Source organism: Bacillus cereus group sp. MYBK95-2 (assembly GCF_051915225.1).
In the GTDB taxonomy this organism is placed as follows: Bacteria; Bacillota; Bacilli; order Bacillales; family Bacillaceae_G; genus Bacillus_A; species Bacillus_A cereus.
The window spans coordinates 33,040-58,365 of the sequence record NZ_JBQAEH010000006.1 but is presented as its reverse complement, the minus strand read 5'-3'; the positions used below and the strand labels follow the sequence as shown (position 1 = coordinate 58,365).

The following is a 25,326-nucleotide window of genomic DNA, read 5'->3' as shown; positions in this document are numbered from 1 at the left end:
CTCTTTATATATAAAGGGGGAAAAGCTGCTGAAATCAGTAGTTTTTCCCCTTTATATTCTCTCTATTTCTTTAATGTAAATCCGAATTTATCCCATGCTTGTAAATAGTCTAGTAAGAAAATCTCTTCTTCTACAATTCGACCAACTACATTTGTTTTTCCTGTATTCACCATATCTTTTAATGCAATTTGTAATTCGCCTTTATACTGACCATATTGTTCATTATCAATTAATAAATCCCCACGCTTAATTTCACGCGTATTATGAGGTTTAAACTCTTCTTTTTTATATTTCACACGACTTTGTGTAGAACGAATCATATATTCAGATACATCTCCGCGATAAAAATGTGGTTCGTTTAATACGATAATTCTTTCTAGTTCTGTCGTTGTATCATATATTTCTATATCAAATGTTTGTTTCTCTTTATTTAATGCACCTAGTGCTTGTAATTCTTCTTCTGACGCATATGCGTTTGCAATAATAACATCATCAATTAATTCCGTCGCGAATAAATGTTTCGCCTGTGTTGTCATCGGTAATTCACGATGCTGCTCTAATGTACATAACCCTTCTGTTACTGGCCAAGGTCCATATGTTGCATCAAATGATGAAATAAAAGCAGCCGTTCTCATACCGTAATCTTTAAATTGTTTCGAGCATTTAATGAAATGATCGTATGATAACCCTGAATAACGATGCGGATAAAAATTATGACAACCAATTAAATTTTCACGATTTGGTCTATGACTCATAATGTTATCTACATACTTCGTACCATTGCTCATATTAATCTCAATTTTCAAACCATACGGATTATAAGTCATAATTGATTCTTCTAATCCTGAAAAACCAACATCTAAACGAATACCGTACGCACCCAATTCATGGAAGAATGATAAATCATTATACGAAATACCTAATTGTTCAAAAACAGATGGACTAATATCCACTAATACTTGGAACCCTAATGCATTCGCATGTGAGATCGTTTCTTTAAATTCTTCAATAATTTTCTCTTTTTCTCCATCCACAGATAATAAACATGTGAACACACGTGTAAACCCATATTTACTTGCTAATGTTAAATACTCCTTATCTTTCTCTACTGTTGAATGTTCTGGATAAATAGAAATACCTAATCGTCTCATATGTACACGCCTCTTTCTTCATCATATTGTAAACCTTTTCAAATATATGTAGTGAAAAAGTATATATCCCCTTCTTGTTCACTACTCCTTTGAATCCGCTTTCTTTAAAGAAAAAACAATTTCTATCATTCTTAACACCTACAAGTCTATACATCTATACTTTACATCTTTTTTTCATAGTTGTGTAGCCTTTACACAAATTTGTCAGTTTTTCACCTTAAAAATTGTTATCCGTTTTCAAGACACCTTCCTTGACTGTTGCATTGGCCAATACATATACTCGAAAGAAAAGAGAAAATTTTATATAGGGGATGAATATATGGGAGAAGCAATACTCGTAAAACGAGAACCGTTATGGACAAAAGAGTTTGTTGCTTTAATTTTTGCAAACTTATGTATGTTTTTAGGGTTTCAAATGTTAATTCCAACCTTACCTGTTTATGTGAAAGAAATTGGTGGCACAAGTTCAAATATCGGATTTGTTGTCGGCATGTTTACCGTTGCGGCACTTTTTGTTAGACCGCTAACTGGGAACGCCTTGCAAAAATTCAATAAAAAAATCATTTTAATGATCGGTACTGCTATCTGTTTACTCGCTATGGGCAGTTACCTTTTCGCCTCAACTATTTTTCTCTTGCTTGCTGTTCGTATTTTGCACGGAGCTGGTTTCGGCATTACAACGACTACATATGGAACTGTCGTTTCTGATTTAATTCCCTCAGCTCGCCGCGGAGAAGGCATGGGATATTTTGGTCTTTCTGGAACACTTGCAATGGCCCTCGGTCCACTTATCGGACTATGGCTTATGCAAACATATAACTTCACAATTCTTTTTTTATGTGCATTATCGTGCACAATTGTTTCATTAATATTAACGAAACTACTTCAAATCCAAAAAACGAAACAGCCTCCACAACAATCATCTAGTACTTTTCTCGATGGATTTATTGAGCGTAAAGCTTTACTTCCTTCATTATTAATATTATGTATTACATTAATGTACGGAGGAATCGGAAGTTTTATCACACTATTTGCTACAGAAGTCGGCATAGCTGATATTAGTCTCTTCTTTTTATGTAACGCACTAGCAATCGCTGTGACACGTCCATTCTCTGGAAAGCTATATGATGCGAAAGGCCATACATTCGTCATCATTCCGGGAGTTATTATAACGTTTACAGGTATTATTTTATTGTCGTATACGACGACAATTCCGAGCTTAATTATTGCTGCAGCATGTTACGGAAGTGGTTTTGGAGCGATCCAACCTGCACTACAAGCATGGATGATTGACCGCGTAGCACCGCATCGACGCGGCGTAGCAACTGCTACATTCTTCTCCGCATTTGACCTTGGAATCGGCGCTGGAGCGATTATCTTTGGATTTATTGCTCACTTTACAAACTATGCAACTGTATATCGTTACTCCTCTCTATTACTTATTGCTTTTCTCTTCATTTACATTACAAGCATAAGAAAACAAAAGCATGGCGATAAAAACACGGAAAAAGCTGCTGGATAATTCAGTGGCTTTTTTATCATGTTAAAAGAATTGTTTTCCCTCATTTTGCTGTTCTAAAACTACATGCATTTCCCTACATATTTTTTTAACGTTCATCAAAAAATATACGATGAACTTGCATACGCTTTCCTTGATATTCGACTGAACAACATTATTCTAAAAAGTGTGATTTCTTTACAAAATTAAGATTTATACAAGATAAAAACCAATGAAATACAGTTGTTTCTTTAAGGGATTGTAAACTTTTATTCCCTTTGTAAATTTAGTGTAAATTTTACTAGCAAACCGTTTACAGTGACTCAAGGTTCAGTTAATAATTACATCGTACATGAAATTTAAGGAGTGGAATGCGTGGAATATAATGTTCAAGATATGATCTTCCAGTTCATTGGTGGATTAGGTATTTTCTTATTCGGGATTAAATACATGGGCGATGGACTGCAACAAGCAGCTGGAGATCGTCTTCGCGATATTCTAGATCGTTTTACAACAAACCCACTTATGGGTGTACTAGCAGGTATGTTAGTTACTGTATTAATCCAATCCAGTTCAGGAACAACCGCTTTAACAGTCGGACTTGTAAGTGCCGGATTTATGACATTAAGACAAGCAATCGGTGTTATTATGGGTGCAAACATCGGTACGACAGTTACTGCATTTATTATCGGAATTAAAATCGGAGAATATGCTCTCCCAGTTATGGCAGTTGGAGCAATCTTACTATTCTTCTTTAAAAATAAAAAAGTACATTCTGTAGGTCAAGTTGTATTCGGTTTTGGTATGTTATTCTTCGGTTTAGAATTAATGAGCGCAGGTATGAAACCTCTTCGTTCTTTAGAATCATTCCAAGAATTAACAGTGAGCATGAGTGATAATCCAATTTTAGGAATTGTTGTCGGTACAGTCTTTACTTTAATTGTACAAAGTTCAAGTGCAACAATCGGTATTTTACAAGAACTATTCGGTCAAGGTGCAATCGATTTACAAGCAGCTCTTCCTGTATTATTCGGTGATAACATCGGTACAACAATTACAGCTGTATTAGCAGCAATCGGTACTTCAATTGCAGCAAGACGTGCAGCATTAGTTCACGTTATCTTTAATATTATCGGTACAATTATCTTTACAATTTTATTAATACCATTTACAAGTTTAATTCAATATTTCCAAACATCATTAAACTTGAATCCAGAAATGACTATTGCATTTGCACACGGAACATTTAACGTAACAAATACAATCATTCAATTCCCGTTCATTGCAGTGTTAGCATGGATCGTAACAAAAATTATTCGTGGTGAAGATGCAGCGATTGACTTCAAACCACAACATTTAAATCCAATCTTTATTGAACAATCTCCAGCCATCGCTTTAACTGAAGCTCAAAAAGAGATTATCCGTATGGCTGAGTTCTCATTACATGGATTAAAAGAAGCAAATCAATTTTTAAATACACACGACAAAAAACACGCAAACATGGCTACTCAATTAGAAGGAGCTATTAACAATTTAGATAAAAAAATTACCGAGTATTTAGTTTTACTATCAGAAAAGCCACTTTCACCTACGGATTCTGAAAAACATTCTGTTTTAGCAGGTGTTGTTGGAGATATTGAACGTGTCGGTGATCATGTAGAAAACCTTGTAGAACTTGTAGATTTCCAAATTTCAAACCGTGTTTCACTATCAGATGAAGCATTAGCTGAATTAAACGAAATGCTTGAGTTAACAATTTCAACACTGCAAGACTCAGTTGAAGCTTTAACAAACTTCGATACTGAACTAGCTCAAACTGTTATTGCCAAAGAACGCAAAATCGACCAAATGGAACGTGTTCTTCGTAAACGTCACGTATTACGTCTAAACGAACGCAGCTGTTCAGGTGATGCAAGTATCATCTTCGTCGATATGGTAAGTAACTTAGAGCGCATTGGCGATCACGCTGTAAATATCGCTGACGGTGTTTTAGGTGAACAAGGAAAAATCAATCTAAAACAATCATTATAATAAGAAAGAGACGCTAACTTAAGCGTCTCTTTTTTCATTATATTTTAACAACTGTTCTTCCTTTTAACTTTCCTTGCAATATAAGTGCAAACTTCTTCTCTAATTCTTCTAATGTACATTCTTCTGTATAAGATAGTAACTCTTTATTTCCCCATTCTTTCGCTAAAAGCGTCCAAACATCTCTTCTCACATCTACTGGGCATTGCACGGAATCTATCCCTAAAAGGCTTATACCTCGTAAAATAAACGGATATACCGTTGTTTGTAGTTCCTGGCCTGCCACATTACCGCATGTCGTTACACAACCACCATACTTTACTGTTTTTAAAGCTGTTTCTAGCATATGTCCACCTACAGTATCGATAACTCCCGCGTATATCCCTTTTAACATCGGTCTTCCTGATTCATCATTCAATTCCGCGCGATGAATCACCTTTTTCGCTCCTAGACGTAGTAGCATATCTTCCTCTTCCATTTTTCCTGTCGCTCCTACTACGTTAAACCCTAGCTTACTTAATATACTAACAGCTACACTCCCTACGCCGCCTGTAGCACCCGTTACTAAAACATCTCCCATACTAGGCTTGACTCCTGCTCCAATAAGCTTATATACCGACAAAGCCGCAGTAAAACCTGCTGTCCCATACATCATACTTTCCTTTAATGACATTCCTTCCGGTAAAGGCACGACCCAAGATGATGGCACGCGAATATATTCTCCGAAACCACCAGAGGTATTCATACCTAAGTCATATCCCGTTACAATAACTTGATCTCCTGCTTTAATGGTAGCATCTTCACTACTCACAACCACTCCTGCAGCATCAATTCCTGGCGTATGAGGATATGTTCTCGTAACACCCTTATTACCAGTAGCTGAAAGAGCATCTTTATAATTTAATGAAGAATAATGAACCTGTATTAACACGTCTCCTTCAGGTAAACTACTTACTTCTCTCTCAACAACTTTTCTTACAAACTGATGATTTTCCTTTTCGTTCACAACGATTGCTCGGAATGATGTATGATTCATTATGCTCTCTCCTTTATCCGTCAAATTCTTCTTTATTATATAGAAGAAATAAGTAAGCTTACTCATTTCTTCTTGGCTATATTTCAACAAATCTTACTTCTCTATCACTTTCTCACAATACATATTTTCATTTCTACTAAAACAACTTATACTTATTCTACATCTAAAAAATATAATATAGAAAATCTGACTTTTTATAAATATATTGAATTTTTACGAAATGTAAATGTTTTGTAATGTTTTTTTTCGCTAAATTTCATTATAATAAGTGGATATGAGTGTCGTATTTCAATCCAAATGAAGGAGTACAGGAAATGGAGCAAAACCCATCTTTGCAAGAAAATACACGCAATAAACCGAAAAAAAATAAGAAAAAAATAAAAATTATTATAAGCGCTATACTATTCGTTTTATTAATAGGCGGCGGTTATACTTGGTTTTTAGTAAATAAAGCATCTTCTGCTGTTCGAAATGCCGCACACGATTTAGCACGCGGTGATAAATCTGATTTACGTGATAAGGCTGTAAAACCTATTACAAACAATGTCTCTGTTTTAATAATGGGTGTTGATGAAAGCGATGTCCGTGGAAAAGAATATGGTGAAGCTATAAGAACAGACGCGCTTTTACTTGCAACATTTAATAAAGATAGCAAAACTGTTAAACTATTAAGTATCCCACGTGACACATATACTTATATTCCAATAGAAAAGAAAAAAGATAAAATTACACACGCTCATGCATTCGGTTCTGCTAAAAACGGAAAAAATGGTGGACCACAAGCAAGCATTGATGCAGTTGAAAAATTAATGAATGTTCCTGTCGATTATTTTGTAAAATTCAACTTTAAATCATTTATAAAAATCGTCGATGACTTGGGCGGTGTTGAAGTTGATGTACCAGTTGAATTTACTGAGCAAGATAGCAATGATAATGCTGAGGCTATTCACCTAGAAAAAGGTGTTCAAAAGCTAAATGGCGAAGAAGCTCTTGCTCTTGCTAGAACAAGACACATCGATAGTGATGCAATGCGTGGACAACGTCAACAACTCGTTATCGAGGCTATTTTAAAGAAACTAACAAGTGTTGGTTCTGTAACAAAAGTTGGCAACATCATTGATGATATTAACGGCCAATTCGTTACAAACTTAACATTTGATGATATGCTTTCATTCTATAAATATGGATCGGATTCGGAAATTGAGAAATTACAAATCCAAGGTGATGATTGCTATATGGCAAAAGGTGACGATACTTGTAGCAAATCTGCTGGTGGTGGTCGAACTTACTACTACAATCCAGATAAAAAAGAATTAGCTAATGTTACAAATGAACTTCGTACTCATCTTGGGCTACCTGCATATACAAAGTCTGACTCAGACTCTGATTCGAAAAAGACAAAAGAATCTAAGTCTGAAAATTCAAGTGAACGCGAATCAAGTAACAATGAAGTGAAAAATAAGAACAAAAATAGCAGTGAAGATACAGAAACATCGTCTAACGACAATGAATAGTAAAGAAGCCGTACTCTATGGAGGTAGAGTACGGCTTCTTTTTATTTCTTCAGAATTAAAAATCAGAACTTTCTAACTATCTTTTTTAATATTTTTAAATTATAATAAATAGTAGCAATCTATTCCAATTATCAGGGGGCTCATACATATGAAAGCTGCAGTAAAACATAACATCTCAGATTTTAAAGACTACTTAAAATCCAACGATATATACATGGAAGAAAATATAGATGAAAATGATGGCTCTGTTCATTTTTCAGTAGGATTAGAGACTGAAGCTGGCGCAAAAATTCAACTTATCGCTGCTTTCCAAAACGAACATCCTACGGTGGATATATACTGCTTCAATGTTGCTCACGTACCTGATGCAACATCAACAAATGATATTTTACATGTCATCAATGAATTAAATACATCTTATCGCTTTGCAAAATTCACATTAAATAAGCAAAATGCAATTGATATTTCAACATCTCTTGCATTCTCAGAACCAAACTTTAATCCAGCACTTGTCTTTGAACATACGAGAATGCTATATAAATTAGCGAATGACGAATATAAAAACTTAATGAAAGTTATTTGGGCATAAATAAAAGGATGGGCTGCAAGCAGCGCCATCCTTTTATTTCAATATCATATCAATCCACATCTTAACAGCAGTGCCGACAATTAAAATCGATAACATATATTGTAGTACTTTTTGATTTATCCTCTTCCCGACTCGAGCTCCAAGTGGCGCAGCAAATATACTTGCAACCGCAATAATTAGAGCTGGAATGATAACTACTTGTCCAGTAATCACTTTTCCAGTCGTAATCCCTACTGAGGAAATAAACGTAATAGCGATAGATGTCGCTATCGTCATGCGCAATGGTAATTTTAAAATAACTAGCATAATAGGAACTAAAAGAAACGCACCGCCAGCTCCAATAATGCCCGAAACACCTCCTACAATAAACGCTAACACACTTGCTAACCATTTATTATACTTAACTGTTCCACTATTATTTTTCTTTGGTACAAACATCATCATAGCTGCAATGGTCGCCAATACTGTATAAACAACATTTACAGCGTTTTCATCTAATAGATTTGCACTAAAACTTCCTATAAAACTTCCTATTAATATACTAGCTCCCATATACACAACTAACATTTTATTCATATCAGTACTTTTCCGGTATGCCCAGGCGCCTGCAAAAGTTGCAAAGAATACTTGTACCGCTGTAATACCGCTCACTTCATGTGACGTATAGCCAGTAAATCCTAACAATACTGGAATATATAAGATCATCGGATAATTAATAATTGCACCGCCAATTCCAACCATTCCTGATATAAACGATCCTATAAACCCAATTATAAAAAGTAATAATACTCCACTCACCTTACATCCCCCTCCTTCTAAAAAGAAGGTGATTAAATGAATAAGTTTACATTCCCATCCGAAGCATCTGCTAAATATGCCCCTACACCTGCAAACTCTACGCCTTCCATAATCTCTTCCTCTTTTAACCCTAATAAATCTACTGTCATTTGACAAGCTACAAGTTTAATCCCCTGTTCTTTTGCCAAATCAATTAAATCTGGCAAAGGCATTGCATTATGTTTTTTCATAATGCCTTTAATCATCTTTGGTCCCATACCAGCAAAATTCATTTTGGATAACCCCATCTTATCAGCACCGCGTGGCATCATTTTTCCAAATACTTTTTCTATAAATGTTTTCTTTACATTCACATGTTCATCTTTCCTTAAAGCATTTAATCCCCAGAAAGTATGAAAAATAGTAACCTCTTGATCATACGCCGCTGCACCATTTGCAATAATATAAGCAGCCATTGCTTTATCATAATCTCCGCTAAATAAAACGATTGTTGTTTTCTTCTGTTGTTCCATATTGTTCTCCCTCCAATTACCTATAGGGGTATTTTTTCATGAAAATTGTTTCTCCCTATTCTACTTTTCCTTCCCAAGCTAACATACCACCTACCACATTGATTACTTGAAAACCGTAACTTTCTAAAAATTGAACAGCTCTTGCACTTCTCCCGCCAGAACGACAAACGATAATATACTCCTTCTTTTTATCCAACTCATGCATACGAAACTCTAATAGTCCTAGTGGAATATTACACGCTTCTGGAATTTTCCCTTCGGCTACTTCTTCTACTTCACGTACGTCCACGATATTTACTGCTTCTTTACGTAACAATTTTTCTTCCAATTCTTTTACTGTCATTTCTTTCATTTTAAATTCCCTCCTCACAAACCATTCATACCGCCTGAAACATTGATAACGTGCTGAAATCCTAATTTCTTTAATACCTTTGCTGCTTGCTTACTTCTCATTCCACTTTGGCAAATAACGATTACTTCCTTATTCTTATCTAATTGATTCGCCTTACTTGCTAGATCATTTAGGGGGATATTTTGAAAGCCTTTCATATGATTCCCTCTATATTCACCTACTGTACGGACATCAATAAAATACTTCCCCTTTTTCCCCACTATACTTTTCAATTCTTTGCCATTTATATTTTGAACACCTTTCACTGGTAAAAATCGTGAAATAACAAACCATGCAGCAAGTACAATGAAAAGCGTACTTAATATTGTGTTCATATAACCAACCTCTCTATATTTACAAAACTATTGCTTCACTACGCCTTCCTAATCCAAAACTTCAGCACATCGCCTTCTTCTTCAAGCTTTACGATGTCATGGCCACATTTATTTGCCCACGCTGGAATATCCTTAACTGACCCTTTATCCGTTACATGTATTTCTAATACTTCTCCAGTTTGCAAAGTATCCATTGCTCTCTTTGTTCTTACAATCGGCATTGGACATGCTAAACCTTTCGCATCTAACACTTGTTTTATATTCATCATCAATTCCTCCATTTTTTATTTATTTCATTATTCGTGCACTGCACAACGATTTGGACCAATCTCCATTTCACGCTCTTTATCCACACTTGGGTGAATTTTACCCATATTGGTTTGACGAATTTCTTCATATGCATTTGGCTGAGGTGGTAAGTTTTCTGTTACAACTTTACGGAACTCTCCCTCATCCTCAATATTTAATCCTGCATTATGCTCAAATAAATCTTTTAATTTTGCGCTAACAATACTACTTTCGTTCATTTCACTTATTTTTGAATAATGAGCCGGTAACACAACTAAATTTTGAGATAGCTCTTTATATCGGCTATACAAAGTATTACGTAAATCACTCACCCAATCTTCAGCCTTACCAGCAAGATCAGGACGCCCAATTGAATCTACAAATAAAATATCGCCTGATAATAAATAAGAATCATCTACAATGAATGACGTACTTCCAATCGTATGCCCTGGTGAGTATAATGCGTCAATTACAATTTTAGTACCCCCCACCGTAATAACAGATCCTTCAACAAGCGGTTCGTATGAGAAGAGAACTTCCTCTGCATCTTTTGGTGGTAACCAATACGTACCACCTACCTTTTCCGCTAACTTACGTCCTCCGGAAATATGGTCTGCATGTAAATGTGTATCCATTACATTCGTAATCGTAACGCCATGCTCTTTCGCAAATTCTTCATATGCCTCGGCTGTTCTTACTGCATCAATAACTGCTGCTTCACCGTTTGAAATAACCATATATGATAAACAACCTTTTCCAAGACGGTTAAACTGATACATACTTCCGCCATCTTTTAAATCTCCCACTTTTATAGGCTTTACATATTCACTCCAAGCCTTCATACCACCAGATAAATAATAAATATTTTCTAATCCAGCCTCTGTTAATTGCTCTGCCACAAATATAGAAGACCCTTCTTTTGCACATACTACTAAAACATCTTTATCTTTAGGTAATTCACTTACAATATGATCTACACCATCTAACAAATCAAAATAAGGTTTATTAATAGAAGAAACTTGCTTCCCTTCAATTTTCCAATCTTCATAATCCGTCTCATTACGAACATCTAAAATGAATAACTCTCCGAATAAAACTTTCTCTGCAACATCTTTTGCTTGTAACATCTTAATGTCCATTTAATTACCCCCATAGGTATATTTTTGTTTAAAAAATTTTATTTCTCCACATTTCCTTGCCACCCTAACATACCAGGAATGACATTTTTCACATTTGAAAAACCTTTCTCTTTCAACATTTGGCAAGCCACATCACTGCGGTTACCAGTTCGACAAATAACATAAATTTGCTTCGTCTCATCTAACACTGCGCTGTCTAATTCACCTAATGGTATCGAAATGGCGGATGGAATATGGCCAAAAGCAAATTCCGCTGCTTCGCGAACATCTAATACAATGCTCTCTTCTCCATGAGACAATATAGACTGTAATTCTGCATTCGTAATTGTATGTGGATATTTCACAACTTCATTCACTTCATGCTCGTTTGCTTTCCTAACATAATGCACCAATACATCACCCTCGTGTTTCGTCCCGATATATTGATGTCCTACTTTACTCGCCCAACTTTTTATATCTACCGTAGATCCTTTATCTGTTGCCTTAACTTCAATCACTTGCCCTGGTGCCAATCCTTCTATCGCCTTCTTCGTTTTCACAATAGGCATCGGACAAGCCAAACCTTTACAATCTAAACTCATATCCACTTTTATACTCATAATCGATTCCTCCACAATTCATATACATATACCTGTAGGGGTATATTAAAACGTTTTTGAAAATCTGTCAACACTTACGTTTGACAGATTATCGGCTTTTTACAAGTAATTGAACAGCTTCTTTAATTAACTCTTCATTTGAACCATTTCCACTTTCAAACTGTTCACGCAAACATTGCTCTAAATTCGTTCCAACAACGAGTCCAATTGTACGATCAAGTGCAGAACGAGATGCCGTTAACTGTGTAATAACCTCTCGGCAATCTTTTCCTTCTTCCATCATACGAAGCACACCACGAACTTGACCTTCAATACGTTTCAATCTATTTTTCATATCTTGATTATATTCCATCCTATAATCACCTCATTACCATTATGTCACTATTTATAACCTATGACAATATATTATACCCTATAGGGTATTTTGTAAACCCCTATTTTTATTTTTCGCCTTATATGTTCGCAAAACAAAAAGTAAAACCTTAATCTATAGGTTTTCACCTTCCACTAAATCTTGAAATAGAAAATGAAAAATATCAATATACAACACGTTCTGGCAATACTGTCCCATACAATTTAAAACCACCATCTACATTCTTTACCTTATATCCTTTTTCCATTAACATACGTGCTGCAACATACCCTCTCATACCAAGTTGACAAGTGATATATATTTCTTTGTCCATTGGCACTTCATCCAATCTATCACGTAATTCATCTAACGGAATATTAATAGAGCCTTTAATCATTCCTTGTTTTAGTTCATTGGGCTCCCGAACATCTATAAGATATCCACCATTGTCAACAATACGATCTATTTCATGCCATTGTACCGTTTCCACAAAACCATCTACTATATTACTTGCGGCATACCCCACCATGTTTACTGGATCTTTTGCAGAAGAATACGGCGGGGCATATGATAATTCTAAATCCGGTAAATCGATTACAGTTAAGTTTGCCTTCATTGCCGTCGCGATAACATCTATACGCTTATCTACCCCGTCACGCCCTAAAGCCTGTGCTCCGTAAATTTTTCCGCTTTCTTTATTAAAGATTAATTTTATTAGCACTGGCGTAGCATTCGGATAGTATCCCGCATGAGAATTTGCCTGTACATGTACTACCTCATAGGGTATATTTAATCGTTTTAATATTTTCTCATTTACTCCAGTCGAAGCAACTGTTAAATCAAAAACTTTAGCCACAGAAGTTCCCATCGTACCTTTATATAAAGAATCCGTATGACCATGAATAATATCTGCTAACATGCGACCTTGACGATTAGCGGGCCACGCTAAAGGAATCATCGTTTCTGTTTCTGTAACAAAATCTTTCACTTCAATCGCATCACCAATTGCATATACATATGGGTCAGACGTTTGAAATTTCTCATTTACCTTTATCGTTCCTCTAACTCCTAATGCTAATCCTGCATCTTTCGCTAAACTACTCTCTGGTTGTACACCAATTGCTAAAATAATCATATCTGTTTTTATAACTGAGCCACTTTTTAAACGTACAACAGTCCCATTCTCTTCTAACGCATCTACACTATCTTCAAAAACAAGCTCAACATTGTGCACCTTCATATGCTCATGTACATATGCCGCCATTTCGTAATCAATTGGTGGCATCACTTGATTTGCCATCTCTACAAGAGTAACCTCAATCCCGCGTTCTCTTAAATTCTCAACCATTTCCACTCCAATAAATCCTCCACCAATAACCGTCGCATGACGTGGTTTCTTCTCATCAATATACGCTTTTATACGATCTGTATCAGGTACATTTCGTAACGTAAACAACGCCTTCGCTTCTTCAATGCCCGGAATAGGTGGAACAATTGGTTTCGCCCCTGGTGAAAGAATCAAAACATCATATTCCTCGTTATATGTTTCATCTGTAGTTACATTCTTTATCGTAATTGTTTTCTCTTCTTTATTAATCTTTACAACTTCACTCAATACACGTATATCTAAATTAAAACGTTTTGACATCCTTTCAACAGTTTGTACTAATAACTTTTGTCTTTCTGTAATGACACCGCCAATATAATATGGCAATCCACAGTTTGCGAACGAAATGTATTCACCGCGTTCAAACATAATAATTTCATCTTCCTCACTTAAACGACGAAGCCTTGCAGCTACTGATGCCCCGCCAGCAACTCCGCCTACTACAACAATTTTTCTAGACATATGTCAAACCTCCATACTATTTATTATTTAATTCCCTCATATATCACACATATAAAACCTATACCTGTACGGGTATATAATAAATTATAAAAAATTTAATTTCAATCAATATGTCTTTCACAAATTTGAAACAAAAAAAGAACTTAGATATTTCCAAGTTCTTTACGAATGAATCAATCCATCGTTCTATTATCATACTTCCTATAATCTCTTTGTAAAACTATACTCCATGTTCCCGCCTAGGGCTGCCGCTGTATCACCAGTTTCTCTAAAATCATGTGTATATATTTTTTCAAATGAACCGAAATCTACTTGCTTATAAAATTCAAAACAAGGGAATCCATCATGCTCCCCTTGAATATCAATACTACCATCCTGTTTCACACATACATTTAATACATAATCCACAGGAGGTGCATATACATTTAATGGATTACTTGCACTCGCACTCATTTTGAATTGCACACCTTCAGAATTCCATGTGATATCAGTGCACACAATATTTTCTGTACTTGCTTTCCCTGTTCTTTTACTCACAGAACCATCTGGACTTGTAATCTTCTCGGTCGTAATACCCGTGTTCGCATATGAAAACACTTCTTCTTTATAGAAATCAACTACTACCTCTTGCTCAACTCTAGAGCGCATCGCATTTACCGCATACGGTGTGAATTCACGTGAATCACCTTCGAATTGAATTACTTTTTCTGTTTCCATATCCTTCTTAGCCTCAGTCCAAGACATTGGAATAAATACACTGGCTCTAATTTTCACGATATTAGTCATAAGAAACACCTCTATAATTTTATTTTAGATGCTGAATGCTTATTAAATAAAACAGACCATAATTTCAATCCTAAAACCAATAGATTTCTCTTTTACTTTTCTATTTCCTTCTAAAAAATAGCGCTATATTTATGTTTAGACTGTCGTTTTAAAGCTATATTCCATCTCTCCAGCTAGTGCTGCTGGGGTATCATCCGTTTTTCTGAAATCATGTGTGTATATCAATTCAAACGAACCAAAATCTACTTGTTTATAAAATTCATAGCAAGGGAAACCATCATGTACACCTTCAATATTCACAGTGCCACTTTCATTAGCTCGTATAGTCAAAAAATAATCAGCTGCAGGTGCTGCTGCGTTTAAAGGATTACTTGCACTTGCTCTCATTTCAAATGAAACTTCATCTTCACTCCATACAATATTTGTACATACAATGTTTTCTGTACTTGTTTCTCCCTTTTGATACTCAATTGAGCCATCTGAATTTGTAATCTTCACGGTGACGATACAAGCATCTGCATATGTGAAAATTTCTCTTTTATAAAAATCAATATTCACTTCTTGTTCTAACCTTGAACGCTTTGTGTTCACAGCTTGTGGTGTAAACTCACGTGCATCTCCAGCATATTCAAACACTCTTCCTGTTGCAGGGTCCTTAATAGGTTCCAGCGATGCATACGGTGCAAATACACTCCCTCTAATTTTCACGATATTAACCATGTGAAACCTCCATTGATTCTATATTATATAAATCATTATTTGTTCTACCAACATAATATAGTCAATTTGATTGACTATATTACGCATAGTACAATAGGTATTACATATAGTCAACTTAATTGACTACAAGTACGGAGGTTATATACATGAATCAAACATTCAACGAGTTAGATCTTACATCACTTTTATCATTATCATTTAGCACATTAATCACTGAGCTACATGACAAATTAAGTGAATTAGGATTTGAAGATATTAGGCCAGCACATGGTTTTATGTTCAAACGCATCCTTCCTAATGGGGCAACTGGTATAGAGCTAGCTGAGTATTTGGGGATTTCCAAACAAGCTGTAAGTAAAATGGTGGATTCTCTTGAGAGTAATGGCTACGTTACACGCAAAACACATCCTACTGATAAAAGAGGTAAAATCATCGTTTTAACCGCACGTGGTTTGTCAGTAATGAAAGCAAAAGAAGAAATAGTAGCTGAAATAGAACAGCGATGGATTGAAAACATAGGTACAGAACGAATGCAGATGCTAAAAGAAGATTTAACAACATTCGTTACTAAAGAAAATACAGAGAAATTATCATCAAATATACGACCTGTCTGGTAAACAAAAAACGAATCCATTTTGATTCATCTTCTTCAAAATGGATTCGTTTTCATTTCATCTTTTTCACATACAAAAACTGTCCCGTAAATACGTTCTTCAACATTATTTATGCCTGTCTCTCTATGATATCCGACAAAATCAATACCTACAGGCGGCGTAATATCAACCTTACATATCCCTACTTTGCTCATTTAAATCACTCCATTTCTCTATGTAACTCCCTTTTTTCAAGAATAGCATATTTAACTTTGTTCCAAATAAAAAGAACGGACACAGTATGCTATGTCCGTTCTTCCCCTCACACATACTTCCGATGCACCATCTTCCCATCATAAGAAAACACAACGCCCTTACTCTCCACAATCGACTCCATATGCACCGTTCTTCCCCATAGCTGATGAAGATATGGTAATACTTTTTCTAAGTATTTTAAATCGAGCTCGATTCCTTCGTAACTATGTTTAATGTATAATTCTCCGTTCTTTAAGTAGTCTCCATCTTCTACTACTAAGTACGGGAACCCACCATTTGTCCGCATATTTACGAGTTGATCACGCACATTCTCCCATTCTTTATCTATTACTTTATATTCTTTTCCTTGGCGCTGGAATAAGTACATATCTTCTCGCATAACAAGATCTTTATTTAAGTAGTTTCTTAGGAACGATACGTCCCATTCAATTTCGCGTACTTCAAACATTTTGTCACGGCCAGATCCTGGTTTTACGCCTCGTCGTTTCATTTCTTCAGTCGGATTATTGTACCGTTCTTCAATATCTTCAAAGATTTTAATACCGAGGTAGTATGGATTAATACTTGTTTTTGATGGCTGTACAACACCTGCATTTAATTTCGCAAATTCAATTGCTTCATCAGAGGTTAAGTCCATTTCACGAAGTATGCGTTGATGCCAGTAGGATGCCCAGCCTTCGTTCATGATTTTCGTTTCAAGCTGTGGCCAAAAATATAACATTTCTTCGCGCATCATCGTTAATATATCACGCTGCCAATCTTCTAACTCACGGCTATATTCTTCAATAAAGAGCAGTAAATCTTTCTCTGGTTGTGGTGGAATTTTCTTCTTTTTACGCACATTAGAACGTTCCTGCTTTTTATTGCGATTATCTAAATTCCATAAATCATCGTATTGCGACACCTTTTTCTTTTCTACTTCTTCATCTTCTAAATCATCAATACTCCATGCGAGCTTCGGACGCATAAGCGACGGATCAATATGCTCTTGAATGGCAAGTACGGCATCTAAAAATGTTTCTACCTCTGCCTTTCCGTACTTATGCTCATACGCTTTCACACGGTCCGCTGTTGCCGCCATACTCTCCACCATGTCTCGCTTCGTATTTGAAAAACGAATATTATTTTTGAAGAAATCACAGTGTGCTAAAACGTGCGCTACAATTAATTTGTTTTGAATTAAAGAGTTCGTATCTAATAAAAAGGCGTAACATGGATCAGAGTTAATAACGAGTTCGTATATTTTACTAAGTCCTAAATCGTATTGTAATTTCATTCTGAAAAATTGTTTTCCAAAACTCCAATGTGAAAACCTTGTCGGCATCCCATATGCACCAAATGTATAAATAATTTCCGCTGGACATATTTCATAACGCATCGGATAAAAATCAAGCCCAAATCCAGTCGCAATTTCCGTAATTTCCGCAATCGCATATTGCAGTGCTTTATCATCACTTGCTCTCATTATTTTCCCTCCTTACACTTTCCCTTAAGAAAGTGTATGATGAAAAACAAGCTTTCATGAGGATTGATTGCATAATAAAAAGACACCCCCGCAAAAACGAGAATGTCTCATCTATTAACCTTCGATAATCTCCATCTTCTCCGTAATCGGAGTACGAGCTTTTCCTTCTGGTGCTTTATCGAAATAGCCGATATGAAGAATTCCAACGATACGTTGGCCTCTTGTTAAACCGATTCCTTCTATAAATAATGGATTGTAGTTTAATCCGCCTGATTTCCAAACGCAACCTAATCCACGTTCCCAAGCAAGAAGTTGGAAGTTTTGCATAAATGCACATGTTGCAGCGTAATCTTCATCACGTTGAATTTGACGTGGATCTTCATTTATATATACAACGATTTGTGCAGGCGTGCTTAAGAAACGATCTGATAAAATTTTACCGCGTTTCGCTCTTTCTTCTTCCGTGAAAGAGTTTAATACCGCATCTACTAATTTCTTGCGGCCTTCTCCGATGTATAGTTTACAATTCCATGGTTCACGGTGCTTATGATTTGGTGCCCATGTTGCGTCGTTTAATAGTTCAATTAATAAATCTTTTTCTACTGCTTTGTCTGTAAATGTACGAACAGAGCGTCTTTCTTTAATCACATTAGCGATGGAAGTATATGTAGTCATATTTATCTCTCCCTTATTTTTATCTATATGTATAAGTTTATCATTAGTATTGATATTGATTTTCAATTTCGATTATACCTTAGTTTTTTACTATTAATCAATGTTTTATGTTGGAAAACTTCTAAAAACGTCATTCCATGCTGTGAATAAAAAAACTTAACTTGTTCACAAGTATTTCACATTTTATGGAAATGATATGTGTACAGTTTTCTACATTATCCATCTAGGAGGAGTTTACATGTACAAAAAAATCGCTGTTTGTATGACTATGGCAGCATTATTATGCGGGATATCCACCTTCCCTATATCCGCTGCCACGCCAAAAGAAGTAACACTGCATCACCATAACCCAATTTCAGAAGAAGAAATGCAATCGCTAGAAAAACTCGGCTATAACAAACATGAAATTTGGAAAGCTGCTCATATTGCAAGAATTAGTAATAAAGAAATAAAAGATGTTTTAGCTTACTATAAGCAAAATAAATCTTGGGAGAAAACAGCCGAGCATTTCGGTATAGATCCAAGTAAGCTGAAAAAGCATCATATGAATAAAGAAACAAAGCAAGAACTGCTACAACAGTTAGCAACTATGCAAAAATCCACACCGGATCAGCTAAAGCAAAAAATGAAAGAATATAACATCAAATTGCGTCATCTTACTGTGTTAACAATCATCTCTCAAAAAAGCAATACTCCTCTTGATGATGTATTAAAGATGAAAAAAGATGGAATGGACATTAAACAAATTGCCGAAAAATTAAATGTAAAAAGAGAAGATATACGAGCGGAAATGATGAAATTAGTGAAGTCTATTAAAGAACAAAAAACAAATTAAAATGCTAAAAAGGAAGAGGCATTCACCACTCTTCCTTTTCTTTATGAACTTTCAATTTTTAAGTATAAATTCCCGTCTTTCCCAAAAACTAACACAAGTAAATGATGTAAGTTAGGGGTGAGAAAATGTTCGGTTTATCATCTAAAAAATCAAAAAAGACTAATACAAAAACACTTTGTTCTATTCCAGAATTTATACAAACCATGAAAGAATCAAGCGACTTTGTTTCTCATAACGTACTTGAAAATGAAACATTGTGCTTGTTTTATTATAAATCTGTCGTGGAAGCACTTATTATTAAACAATTCATTTTAACTCCTCTAAAAAAGGAATCGGAACAAATCCAAAACATCTCTGATTTATGTAATATCGTCTCTATTGAAGACATTATTACCTCCCCTTCTATTGATGATATTCGTGAGAAATTATTAGGTGGATATATTTTAATACGCTTAAAAAACAATTCGAATCCTGATCAATATGCTTTAATTCGTGCCGAAAGTACTGTTTTAGGAACACGATTATATAACGATACAGAAAATGAGTATAGCGTAATCGGGCCTAAAATCGGTTTCGTTGAAAACCTTGATACAAATATCCACTTATTACGCCGAAATATCGTAACGGAGCAACTCATTTTTAAAGAAGTTACCGTCGGATCTATGTCAAAAACGAAAGTAGCAGTTGCTTATATAGAAGGAATTACAAATGAACAATTTATCAACACCGCAATACAACGGCTAGAAGACATTGACTTTGATGTCCCGTTTGATTCAACTATGATTGAGCAATTTATTAGTGATAATAGCAATTCACCTTTTCCAGTTCTATTACCTACAGAACGATTAGATCGAGCTGTATTTGCATTAATTAACGGGGAAGTTTTAATTTTAACAGATGGCTCTCCATATGCTTTATCAGGACCAACAACGTTACTGGATTTTTTCATTTCACCAGAAGATTATTATTTACCGTGGATGATTGGATCGTTCTTTCGTATTATTCGTTTTTTCGGAGCTATATTTTCTCTTTTTTCCTCCGCTATTTATACAGCGGCTTTAACATATCATTATCAAATGATTCCAGCTGATTTACTAGGTCCTATTATTTTCTCGAGAGCTAACGTACCTTTCCCTCCCATTCTAGAAGCACTCTTTTTAGAAATTACAATTGAATTGCTTCGTGAAGCTGGAGCGCGTTTACCGACAAAAGTCGGACAAACGATTGGTATTGTTGGGGGGATTGTAATTGGCCAAGCATCCGTGGAGGCAGCTTTGACTAGTACAATTTTATTAATTGCAGTTGCTTTATCCGCTCTTGCATCTTTCACAACACCGACCGTAAAGATGTCTTCTACTATCCGGTTATTACGCTTTCCACTTATTCTTTTAGCCGGTGCATTCGGAGGATTAGGTCTTATTGTCGGATTTGTATTTATTTTAGCTCATTTAATTAAATTAAAATCACTTGGATCACCTTATTTATTACCTTTATATCCATTTCGTGGTTTAGGTACAGCAGAAGGTTTTCTTCGATTACCATTTAGTCAAACAGCTCAAAGACCTTCTTTTCTTAGACCAAAATCAAAATGGCGCTATAATCCAAACAAAGCGAAGCAAAAACGTGATGGTGAGAATGAATGAAAAAATTTTTATTGCACCTTATTATCATTATCTTCTTCATTTTACAAACTGGCTGTACACAAACCTATATAGTGGATACGCAGCGTATTATTCATATCGCTGGATTTGACATCACAAAAAAGAAAAGATTCCAAGGAACTATTCTATTCCCAGAGTACACACATGGTGTAAAGTCTAAACCAGAAACGCAATCAACATCTGCCCGTTCACTTGAGACAATCGCTTCACGATTAAATGCAAAATCTCCTCACAATGTCGTTGTAGGTCAAATGCGTGTCGTCCTATTTGGAAAAGCTCTAGGAGAACGCGGAATGGGAGAGATTATTACTAACTTACAACGTGACCCAAATATCGGGCGTGATGTACAACTAGCAATTGTAGATGGATCAGCTGAAGAGCTTTTAAATTACGGAAAAAAAAATGGGTCTTTATATATTGCTGACTTACTCGAACAAAATATAAGAAATGAAAACATTCCACAAACCGAATTAAACACTTTTTTATATAATTATTACTCTTCCGTATGTGATGCCTATGTTCCTTATATTAAAATGGACGATAATCATTCTGTCGCTGTCAAAGGGCTTGCCTTTTTAAAAGGCGATAAAGTCGTCATGTATACGGATAAAAGACATTCTGTTTTAGCAAAATTACTTATTAATCCTACGAAAAATGGACGTTACGAAGCAGCGATAAAAAAGGATAAACATAAAGGTATGGTTGTTATACAAAACTTAGCTGGGGAAAATAAGTATAATATAGATCAAACTGGCGACATACCAAAAGTAAAAATCCATTTAAAATTAAATGGATTAATTAAAAACTCTCCTAATTGGATTGATTTAAGAAAAGAAACAAATATCAACTATATAAAAAAACAAATTGAACGAAATGTTGAAAAAGACTGTGAAGATCTAATAAAACAATTTCAAGAAAAGGAAATTGATCCTTTAGGAATACGAGATGAAATTAGAAGCCATACGAGAAAATGGAATATAACACAAATTCGAAATATGTATAAAAATGTAGCGGTGGATGTAAATTTAGATCTTAATATTGTACAATCTGGAATCGGAGAATAGTGAGGTGAAATAAGCAATGAATACAATGAATAAAACAAAGACAGTCTCTCCATATTTTGCATTTATTTTATTGCATTCTCTCCAGATTGGTATAGGAATTCTCGGATATCAACGTGTAATTTTAAAAAACGCTGGTTATGATGCCTGGATTTCTCTTATTATTGCGGGAATTGCAACTCATATTGTGCTGTTTTGTATGTTAAAAATGCTTGAAAAAGACGGAGATTTAATTAGCATTCATACAACAACCTTTGGAAAATGGGTTGGCTCTATATTTTCTGTAATTTTCACTCTTTATTGCTTATTATTTTGCCTTACGGTTCTTCGTACGTATATGGAAGTGATACAAGTTTGGATTTTCCCTACCATTAAGTTATGGAAACTTACGCTTATGTTTTTATTAGTCACTTACTACATTATAAAAGGTGGCTTCCGTTCTGTGACAGGGATATGTTTTTGGGGTATTGTTCTTCCTATTTTCGTTGTATTCTTTTTAATCTATCCAATGAAATATGCTCATTTTCGTAATATTTTACCTATTTTTACACATTCACCTTTTGACATGCTTATATCTGCAAAACAATCCGCATTGGAATTTCTGGGGTTTGAAACAATTCTTATCTTTTATCCCTTTATTGAAAAAGGAAAATCTTTAAAGCGATGGGCCCATGCTGGAATTGCTTTTAGCACCTTAATTTATGTAGTTTTAGCTATCGTATCTTTTATGTATTACAGCGAGGGACAATTAAACCGTACTATTTGGCCTACTTTAACGATGTTAAAAATAATTAAAGTTCCTTTTATCCAGCGCTTTGAATATATTATTATTTTCGTTTGGTTTTTAATTATTTTACCAAACCTCTGCTTAACCATTTGGTCATCATGTCAAACGATGAAGCGTTCCTTTCATATTTCATTTAAATTTACATTACCGTTTTTTATTTTCATCATATTTTCAGCTTCTCTACTTTTCACAAACCGTGAAAGTATCAACACATTAAATACCGTACTATCTCAAGCGGGTTTATATATTGTATACGCTTATATCCCAATTTTATTTTTGTTTCATTCACTAAGATGGTACTTCAAAAATCGTTCAAAAAAAACTTCTCCCTAGGTGTCCCTTAGTCTGATACAATTTGATTAATACATTTGTAAAGGGGACAAGCGAATGAAAAAGTATGTATTTTCTTTACTTGCAGTACTAAGCTTAATTCTTGCTGGATGCGGAAGTACTAGTACAAATGACCAAAAATCTTCTGAATCAAAAAAAGAAGAACATGACCACGCATCGTACACTCAGCAAGCTGACATTCAAGAGAAAACAAAAGGAGTCGACACACTTCCTACCTTCCTAGACAAGCTTGATCCACAAATGAAAGATATCTACACTGTCGCTGGACAAAATGCAGAACTATTAGATTGGATTCCATGCTATTGTGGTTGCGGTGAAAGTGTAGGACATAAAAATAATAAAAACTGCTTTATTCGTGAAATTAAAAAGAATGGTGAAGTTGTTTGGGACTCCCATGCAACGACTTGCGTCAATTGCCTAGAAATCGCAGTTGAATCTGCTTCCATGAAACAAAAAGGAAAATCAACGCTTGAAATTCGTAACTATATCGATAATAAATACAAAGAAGGCTATGGCAAACCAACACCTACGCCAATGCCAAAAGCTTAAAAAACGAGGAAACTCCTCGTTTTTTCTTTTCATTCACTTTTTTTCTTAACAAATTCTTTCAAGTGTATTTCCCCTTACTTATCACACACTATATATAACTCTCGGTAAGGAGGGTACACAGTGCAAACATATAACGACTATGATAAAGCTCTCTATTACACGTATTGCTGTAATTGGGATAAATTACTCGTTCTCATGGTTCAAACGAACGATCAATTATTTTCTAAACGTATTGAGCATTTTTTACACGCTTATCAATACAGTAAAGAACTTCCAGAAGTTGATAAACAATTGCAGCTCCTATTTCAATATATTGACCACGCATCCCAAAAGTCGCATGTAGAAGAAGTAGAACAAATTCAAATGTAAAATATAGCGCTATTCTCTTCCGGAGAATGGCGCTTTTTTAAAATGTTTATATCAATAAAAGTTTCTCCTTATAAAACTTTTATTGATAAACATATTTTTTCTTTCTTTTCCATACTACTTCATACTATAATTTAGTATGTAACTATTATAAGAGAGGTATAAAATATGGGACGAGAAAAAAAGCAAGAATATGCTTTACTTACCGCATGGGGAGCTTCTTTTATCGCTACACTAGGAAGTCTGTACTTTTCCGAAATCATGAAATTTGAGCCTTGTGTTCTTTGTTGGTATCAACGTATTTTTATGTATCCATTCGTTTTATGGCTTGGTATCGCTGTAGCAAAGAAAGATTATCGCATTGCAAGTTATTCTTTACCAATCGCAACTATTGGTGCTTGTATTTCTTTATATCACTATGCAATTCAAAAAGTCGCAGCATTTTCAGCTGCTGGGGCAGCTTGTGGACGTGTACCATGTACGGGAGAATACATAAACTGGTTCGGTTTTGTGACAATCCCGTTTTTAGCACTTATCGGCTTTATTACAATCGCTGTTTGTAGCTTTATTGTCATCAAAAACAAATAAGGAGATGAAAGAATGAAAAAAATGCTTATATTTGGTGGTATTATTATCGCCTTGTTTGCGGCAATTTTCGCTGTAACACAAATGGAAGAAAAAAACGCTTCAACTAGCCAAAAAATTGATAATGCTACTGGTAGTCAAACAGATGGTCCTGACTACTACACAAATAAAATTTCTCTTTCAGATCTTCAAAAGAACTTAAAAGAGAAAAAAGAAGAAACAGTATACTTTTATCAAACATCTTGCGTTCATTGCCAAAAATTATCTCCTGTCGTAGTGCCAATGGCTAAAGACTTGAACGTTGATATGAAAGTTATGGATATTGAAAAATTAGATGCTCCTTGGGATGAATATAAAATTCAAGGTACACCAACAATCATTCATTTTAAAGATGGCAAAGAAGTGAGCCGTATTAGCGGTGAACAGCCGAAAGACAAATTAAAAGAATGGCTTGAACAAACGAAAAAGTAATTAGAAAAGGAAACTCCTTCTACACATGAAATGGGCGTAAAATCCCACACTAATGTATAAGGAGGG

The 25,326-nt window shown here is 35.1% G+C and carries 28 protein-coding genes and 1 pseudogene; 13 read left to right on the top strand and 16 right to left on the bottom strand.

The genetic code is table 11. The features are described 5' to 3' along the window. Nucleotides 1-62: 62 nt before the first annotated feature. Nucleotides 63-1,151, bottom strand: a complete 1,089-nt coding sequence (locus ACTFN4_RS19700; protein ID WP_001253349.1) for a DUF871 domain-containing protein — start codon at nucleotides 1,149-1,151, stop codon at nucleotides 63-65. A 319-nt stretch (nucleotides 1,152-1,470) separates the two neighbouring features. Between ACTFN4_RS19700 and ACTFN4_RS19695 the strand changes: the two genes are divergently transcribed. Together ACTFN4_RS19695 and ACTFN4_RS19690 are read left to right on the top strand one after the other, a co-directional pair. After that, nucleotides 1,471-2,673 carry an MFS transporter gene (locus ACTFN4_RS19695; RefSeq protein WP_000503245.1) on the top strand — a complete coding sequence of 401 codons (1,203 nt, stop codon included), beginning with the start codon at nucleotides 1,471-1,473 and terminating at the stop codon, nucleotides 2,671-2,673. Between the two features lie 351 nt (nucleotides 2,674-3,024). Next, nucleotides 3,025-4,680, top strand: coding sequence for a Na/Pi cotransporter family protein (locus tag ACTFN4_RS19690; protein ID WP_048538589.1), 1,656 nt, complete (start codon nucleotides 3,025-3,027; stop codon nucleotides 4,678-4,680). A gap of 37 nt (nucleotides 4,681-4,717) precedes the next feature. Here the strand turns inward: ACTFN4_RS19690 and ACTFN4_RS19685 are convergent, their stop codons facing one another. Further along, nucleotides 4,718-5,713: a YhdH/YhfP family quinone oxidoreductase gene (locus tag ACTFN4_RS19685; protein WP_017656918.1), complete on the bottom strand. Its 996-nt coding sequence runs from the start codon at nucleotides 5,711-5,713 to the stop codon at nucleotides 4,718-4,720. A gap of 314 nt (nucleotides 5,714-6,027) precedes the next feature. Between ACTFN4_RS19685 and ACTFN4_RS19680 the strand changes: the two genes are divergently transcribed. Continuing rightward, the gene (locus tag ACTFN4_RS19680; protein ID WP_000437391.1) at nucleotides 6,028-7,227 is read left to right on the top strand and encodes an LCP family protein; all 1,200 of its coding nucleotides are present in this window, start codon (nucleotides 6,028-6,030) and stop codon (nucleotides 7,225-7,227) included. A 148-nt stretch (nucleotides 7,228-7,375) separates the two neighbouring features. Then, on the top strand, nucleotides 7,376-7,816 hold the full coding sequence (locus tag ACTFN4_RS19675) for a hypothetical protein (RefSeq protein WP_000642362.1): 441 nt from the start codon (nucleotides 7,376-7,378) through the stop codon (nucleotides 7,814-7,816). Between the two features lie 33 nt (nucleotides 7,817-7,849). Here ACTFN4_RS19675 and ACTFN4_RS19670 read toward each other — a convergent pair whose 3' ends face one another. The 11 genes from ACTFN4_RS19670 to ACTFN4_RS19620 all read right to left on the bottom strand — a co-directional run bounded on the left by ACTFN4_RS19670 (nucleotide 7,850) and on the right by ACTFN4_RS19620 (nucleotide 15,585). Continuing rightward, entirely contained in the window at nucleotides 7,850-8,614 is a 765-nt protein-coding gene (locus ACTFN4_RS19670; RefSeq protein WP_017656920.1) for a sulfite exporter TauE/SafE family protein, read from the bottom strand. 32 nt (nucleotides 8,615-8,646) lie between these two features. Then, nucleotides 8,647-9,126 (bottom strand): DsrE/DsrF/DrsH-like family protein, encoded by a 480-nt coding sequence (locus ACTFN4_RS19665; RefSeq protein WP_000437741.1) that lies wholly within the window; start codon nucleotides 9,124-9,126, stop codon nucleotides 8,647-8,649. Between the two features lie 55 nt (nucleotides 9,127-9,181). Next, nucleotides 9,182-9,478, bottom strand: a complete 297-nt coding sequence (locus ACTFN4_RS19660; protein ID WP_000661817.1) for a rhodanese-like domain-containing protein — start codon at nucleotides 9,476-9,478, stop codon at nucleotides 9,182-9,184. 14 nt (nucleotides 9,479-9,492) lie between these two features. Further along, a complete protein-coding gene (locus tag ACTFN4_RS19655; protein ID WP_001092317.1) occupies nucleotides 9,493-9,852 on the bottom strand; it encodes a rhodanese-like domain-containing protein in 360 nt (119 codons plus the stop codon). A gap of 38 nt (nucleotides 9,853-9,890) precedes the next feature. Beyond that, complete coding sequence (locus tag ACTFN4_RS19650; protein ID WP_002182462.1) at nucleotides 9,891-10,121, bottom strand: sulfurtransferase TusA family protein; 231 nt, start codon at nucleotides 10,119-10,121, stop codon at nucleotides 9,891-9,893. A 27-nt stretch (nucleotides 10,122-10,148) separates the two neighbouring features. After that, entirely contained in the window at nucleotides 10,149-11,279 is a 1,131-nt protein-coding gene (locus ACTFN4_RS19645; RefSeq protein ID WP_439962690.1) for an MBL fold metallo-hydrolase, read from the bottom strand. Nucleotides 11,280-11,317: 38 nt separating this feature from the next. Next, nucleotides 11,318-11,878 (bottom strand): sulfurtransferase TusA family protein, encoded by a 561-nt coding sequence (locus tag ACTFN4_RS19640; RefSeq protein WP_000023949.1) that lies wholly within the window; start codon nucleotides 11,876-11,878, stop codon nucleotides 11,318-11,320. Between the two features lie 88 nt (nucleotides 11,879-11,966). Next, on the bottom strand, nucleotides 11,967-12,230 hold the full coding sequence (locus tag ACTFN4_RS19635) for a metal-sensitive transcriptional regulator (RefSeq protein ID WP_000456206.1): 264 nt from the start codon (nucleotides 12,228-12,230) through the stop codon (nucleotides 11,967-11,969). A gap of 184 nt (nucleotides 12,231-12,414) precedes the next feature. Next, nucleotides 12,415-14,079, bottom strand: a complete 1,665-nt coding sequence (cdr, locus tag ACTFN4_RS19630) for a CoA-disulfide reductase (protein WP_017673121.1) — start codon at nucleotides 14,077-14,079, stop codon at nucleotides 12,415-12,417. Between the two features lie 201 nt (nucleotides 14,080-14,280). Then, nucleotides 14,281-14,865 carry a DUF3238 domain-containing protein gene (locus tag ACTFN4_RS19625; protein ID WP_000182101.1) on the bottom strand — a complete coding sequence of 195 codons (585 nt, stop codon included), beginning with the start codon at nucleotides 14,863-14,865 and terminating at the stop codon, nucleotides 14,281-14,283. 135 nt (nucleotides 14,866-15,000) lie between these two features. Then, nucleotides 15,001-15,585: a DUF3238 domain-containing protein gene (locus ACTFN4_RS19620; protein WP_000247265.1), complete on the bottom strand. Its 585-nt coding sequence runs from the start codon at nucleotides 15,583-15,585 to the stop codon at nucleotides 15,001-15,003. Nucleotides 15,586-15,731: 146 nt separating this feature from the next. Between ACTFN4_RS19620 and ACTFN4_RS19615 the strand changes: the two genes are divergently transcribed. Beyond that, a complete protein-coding gene (locus ACTFN4_RS19615; RefSeq protein WP_001076792.1) occupies nucleotides 15,732-16,202 on the top strand; it encodes a MarR family winged helix-turn-helix transcriptional regulator in 471 nt (156 codons plus the stop codon). Between the two features lie 44 nt (nucleotides 16,203-16,246). Here the strand turns inward: ACTFN4_RS19615 and ACTFN4_RS19610 are convergent. The 3 genes and pseudogenes from ACTFN4_RS19610 to ACTFN4_RS19600 form a co-directional block, all read right to left on the bottom strand. Next, nucleotides 16,247-16,393: pseudogene (locus ACTFN4_RS19610) on the bottom strand (neutral/alkaline non-lysosomal ceramidase N-terminal domain-containing protein); the annotation flags it as partial. 107 nt (nucleotides 16,394-16,500) lie between these two features. Further along, on the bottom strand, nucleotides 16,501-17,919 hold the full coding sequence (gene spoVR / locus ACTFN4_RS19605) for a stage V sporulation protein SpoVR (protein ID WP_001202693.1): 1,419 nt from the start codon (nucleotides 17,917-17,919) through the stop codon (nucleotides 16,501-16,503). 114 nt (nucleotides 17,920-18,033) lie between these two features. After that, nucleotides 18,034-18,594: a nitroreductase family protein gene (locus ACTFN4_RS19600; RefSeq protein ID WP_000214819.1), complete on the bottom strand. Its 561-nt coding sequence runs from the start codon at nucleotides 18,592-18,594 to the stop codon at nucleotides 18,034-18,036. 238 nt (nucleotides 18,595-18,832) lie between these two features. Here ACTFN4_RS19600 and ACTFN4_RS19595 point away from each other — a divergent pair, with 238 nt between their 5' ends. The 8 genes from ACTFN4_RS19595 to ACTFN4_RS19560 all read left to right on the top strand — a co-directional run bounded on the left by ACTFN4_RS19595 (nucleotide 18,833) and on the right by ACTFN4_RS19560 (nucleotide 25,260). After that, nucleotides 18,833-19,429: a hypothetical protein gene (locus tag ACTFN4_RS19595; RefSeq protein WP_000276966.1), complete on the top strand. Its 597-nt coding sequence runs from the start codon at nucleotides 18,833-18,835 to the stop codon at nucleotides 19,427-19,429. A gap of 125 nt (nucleotides 19,430-19,554) precedes the next feature. Beyond that, nucleotides 19,555-21,072 (top strand): spore germination protein, encoded by a 1,518-nt coding sequence (locus ACTFN4_RS19590; protein ID WP_000467483.1) that lies wholly within the window; start codon nucleotides 19,555-19,557, stop codon nucleotides 21,070-21,072. Next, complete coding sequence (locus ACTFN4_RS19585; RefSeq protein ID WP_000714133.1) at nucleotides 21,069-22,154, top strand: Ger(x)C family spore germination protein; 1,086 nt, start codon at nucleotides 21,069-21,071, stop codon at nucleotides 22,152-22,154. The genes ACTFN4_RS19590 and ACTFN4_RS19585 overlap by 4 nt, the downstream gene beginning before the upstream one ends. Nucleotides 22,155-22,170: 16 nt before the next feature. Next, nucleotides 22,171-23,271, top strand: coding sequence for a GerAB/ArcD/ProY family transporter (locus tag ACTFN4_RS19580; protein WP_001095038.1), 1,101 nt, complete (start codon nucleotides 22,171-22,173; stop codon nucleotides 23,269-23,271). Between the two features lie 54 nt (nucleotides 23,272-23,325). Continuing rightward, nucleotides 23,326-23,838: a PCYCGC domain-containing protein gene (locus ACTFN4_RS19575; RefSeq protein ID WP_439962689.1), complete on the top strand. Its 513-nt coding sequence runs from the start codon at nucleotides 23,326-23,328 to the stop codon at nucleotides 23,836-23,838. A 120-nt stretch (nucleotides 23,839-23,958) separates the two neighbouring features. Beyond that, entirely contained in the window at nucleotides 23,959-24,207 is a 249-nt protein-coding gene (locus tag ACTFN4_RS19570) for a YhdB family protein (RefSeq protein ID WP_001195459.1), read from the top strand. A 165-nt stretch (nucleotides 24,208-24,372) separates the two neighbouring features. Further along, the gene (locus tag ACTFN4_RS19565; RefSeq protein ID WP_000532265.1) at nucleotides 24,373-24,792 is read left to right on the top strand and encodes a disulfide formation protein C; all 420 of its coding nucleotides are present in this window, start codon (nucleotides 24,373-24,375) and stop codon (nucleotides 24,790-24,792) included. A 12-nt stretch (nucleotides 24,793-24,804) separates the two neighbouring features. Further along, entirely contained in the window at nucleotides 24,805-25,260 is a 456-nt protein-coding gene (locus ACTFN4_RS19560) for a thioredoxin family protein (RefSeq protein WP_000738435.1), read from the top strand. The last annotated feature ends 66 nt before the right edge of the window (nucleotides 25,261-25,326 follow it).

Coding starts and splice junctions, on each gene's coding strand:
- ACTFN4_RS19700 (WP_001253349.1), bottom strand. CDS start 1,151: ATGAGACGATTAGGTATTTCTATTTATCCAGAACATTCAACAGTAGAG.
- ACTFN4_RS19560 (WP_000738435.1), top strand. CDS start 24,805: ATGAAAAAAATGCTTATATTTGGTGGTATTATTATCGCCTTGTTTGCG.
- ACTFN4_RS19675 (WP_000642362.1), top strand. CDS start 7,376: ATGAAAGCTGCAGTAAAACATAACATCTCAGATTTTAAAGACTACTTA.
- ACTFN4_RS19680 (WP_000437391.1), top strand. CDS start 6,028: ATGGAGCAAAACCCATCTTTGCAAGAAAATACACGCAATAAACCGAAA.
- ACTFN4_RS19575 (WP_439962689.1), top strand. CDS start 23,326: ATGAAAAAGTATGTATTTTCTTTACTTGCAGTACTAAGCTTAATTCTT.
- ACTFN4_RS19600 (WP_000214819.1), bottom strand. CDS start 18,594: ATGACTACATATACTTCCATCGCTAATGTGATTAAAGAAAGACGCTCT.
- ACTFN4_RS19620 (WP_000247265.1), bottom strand. CDS start 15,585: ATGGTTAATATCGTGAAAATTAGAGGGAGTGTATTTGCACCGTATGCA.
- ACTFN4_RS19635 (WP_000456206.1), bottom strand. CDS start 12,230: ATGGAATATAATCAAGATATGAAAAATAGATTGAAACGTATTGAAGGT.
- ACTFN4_RS19660 (WP_000661817.1), bottom strand. CDS start 9,478: ATGAAAGAAATGACAGTAAAAGAATTGGAAGAAAAATTGTTACGTAAA.
- ACTFN4_RS19585 (WP_000714133.1), top strand. CDS start 21,069: ATGAAAAAATTTTTATTGCACCTTATTATCATTATCTTCTTCATTTTA.
- ACTFN4_RS19625 (WP_000182101.1), bottom strand. CDS start 14,865: ATGACTAATATCGTGAAAATTAGAGCCAGTGTATTTATTCCAATGTCT.
- ACTFN4_RS19645 (WP_439962690.1), bottom strand. CDS start 11,279: ATGGACATTAAGATGTTACAAGCAAAAGATGTTGCAGAGAAAGTTTTA.
- ACTFN4_RS19695 (WP_000503245.1), top strand. CDS start 1,471: ATGGGAGAAGCAATACTCGTAAAACGAGAACCGTTATGGACAAAAGAG.
- ACTFN4_RS19650 (WP_002182462.1), bottom strand. CDS start 10,121: ATGATGAATATAAAACAAGTGTTAGATGCGAAAGGTTTAGCATGTCCA.
- ACTFN4_RS19565 (WP_000532265.1), top strand. CDS start 24,373: ATGGGACGAGAAAAAAAGCAAGAATATGCTTTACTTACCGCATGGGGA.
- ACTFN4_RS19655 (WP_001092317.1), bottom strand. CDS start 9,852: ATGAACACAATATTAAGTACGCTTTTCATTGTACTTGCTGCATGGTTT.
- ACTFN4_RS19595 (WP_000276966.1), top strand. CDS start 18,833: ATGTACAAAAAAATCGCTGTTTGTATGACTATGGCAGCATTATTATGC.
- ACTFN4_RS19685 (WP_017656918.1), bottom strand. CDS start 5,713: ATGAATCATACATCATTCCGAGCAATCGTTGTGAACGAAAAGGAAAAT.
- ACTFN4_RS19665 (WP_000437741.1), bottom strand. CDS start 9,126: ATGGAACAACAGAAGAAAACAACAATCGTTTTATTTAGCGGAGATTAT.
- cdr (WP_017673121.1), bottom strand. CDS start 14,079: ATGTCTAGAAAAATTGTTGTAGTAGGCGGAGTTGCTGGCGGGGCATCA.
- ACTFN4_RS19580 (WP_001095038.1), top strand. CDS start 22,171: ATGAATACAATGAATAAAACAAAGACAGTCTCTCCATATTTTGCATTT.
- spoVR (WP_001202693.1), bottom strand. CDS start 17,919: ATGAGAGCAAGTGATGATAAAGCACTGCAATATGCGATTGCGGAAATT.
- ACTFN4_RS19615 (WP_001076792.1), top strand. CDS start 15,732: ATGAATCAAACATTCAACGAGTTAGATCTTACATCACTTTTATCATTA.
- ACTFN4_RS19640 (WP_000023949.1), bottom strand. CDS start 11,878: ATGAGTATAAAAGTGGATATGAGTTTAGATTGTAAAGGTTTGGCTTGT.
- ACTFN4_RS19590 (WP_000467483.1), top strand. CDS start 19,555: ATGTTCGGTTTATCATCTAAAAAATCAAAAAAGACTAATACAAAAACA.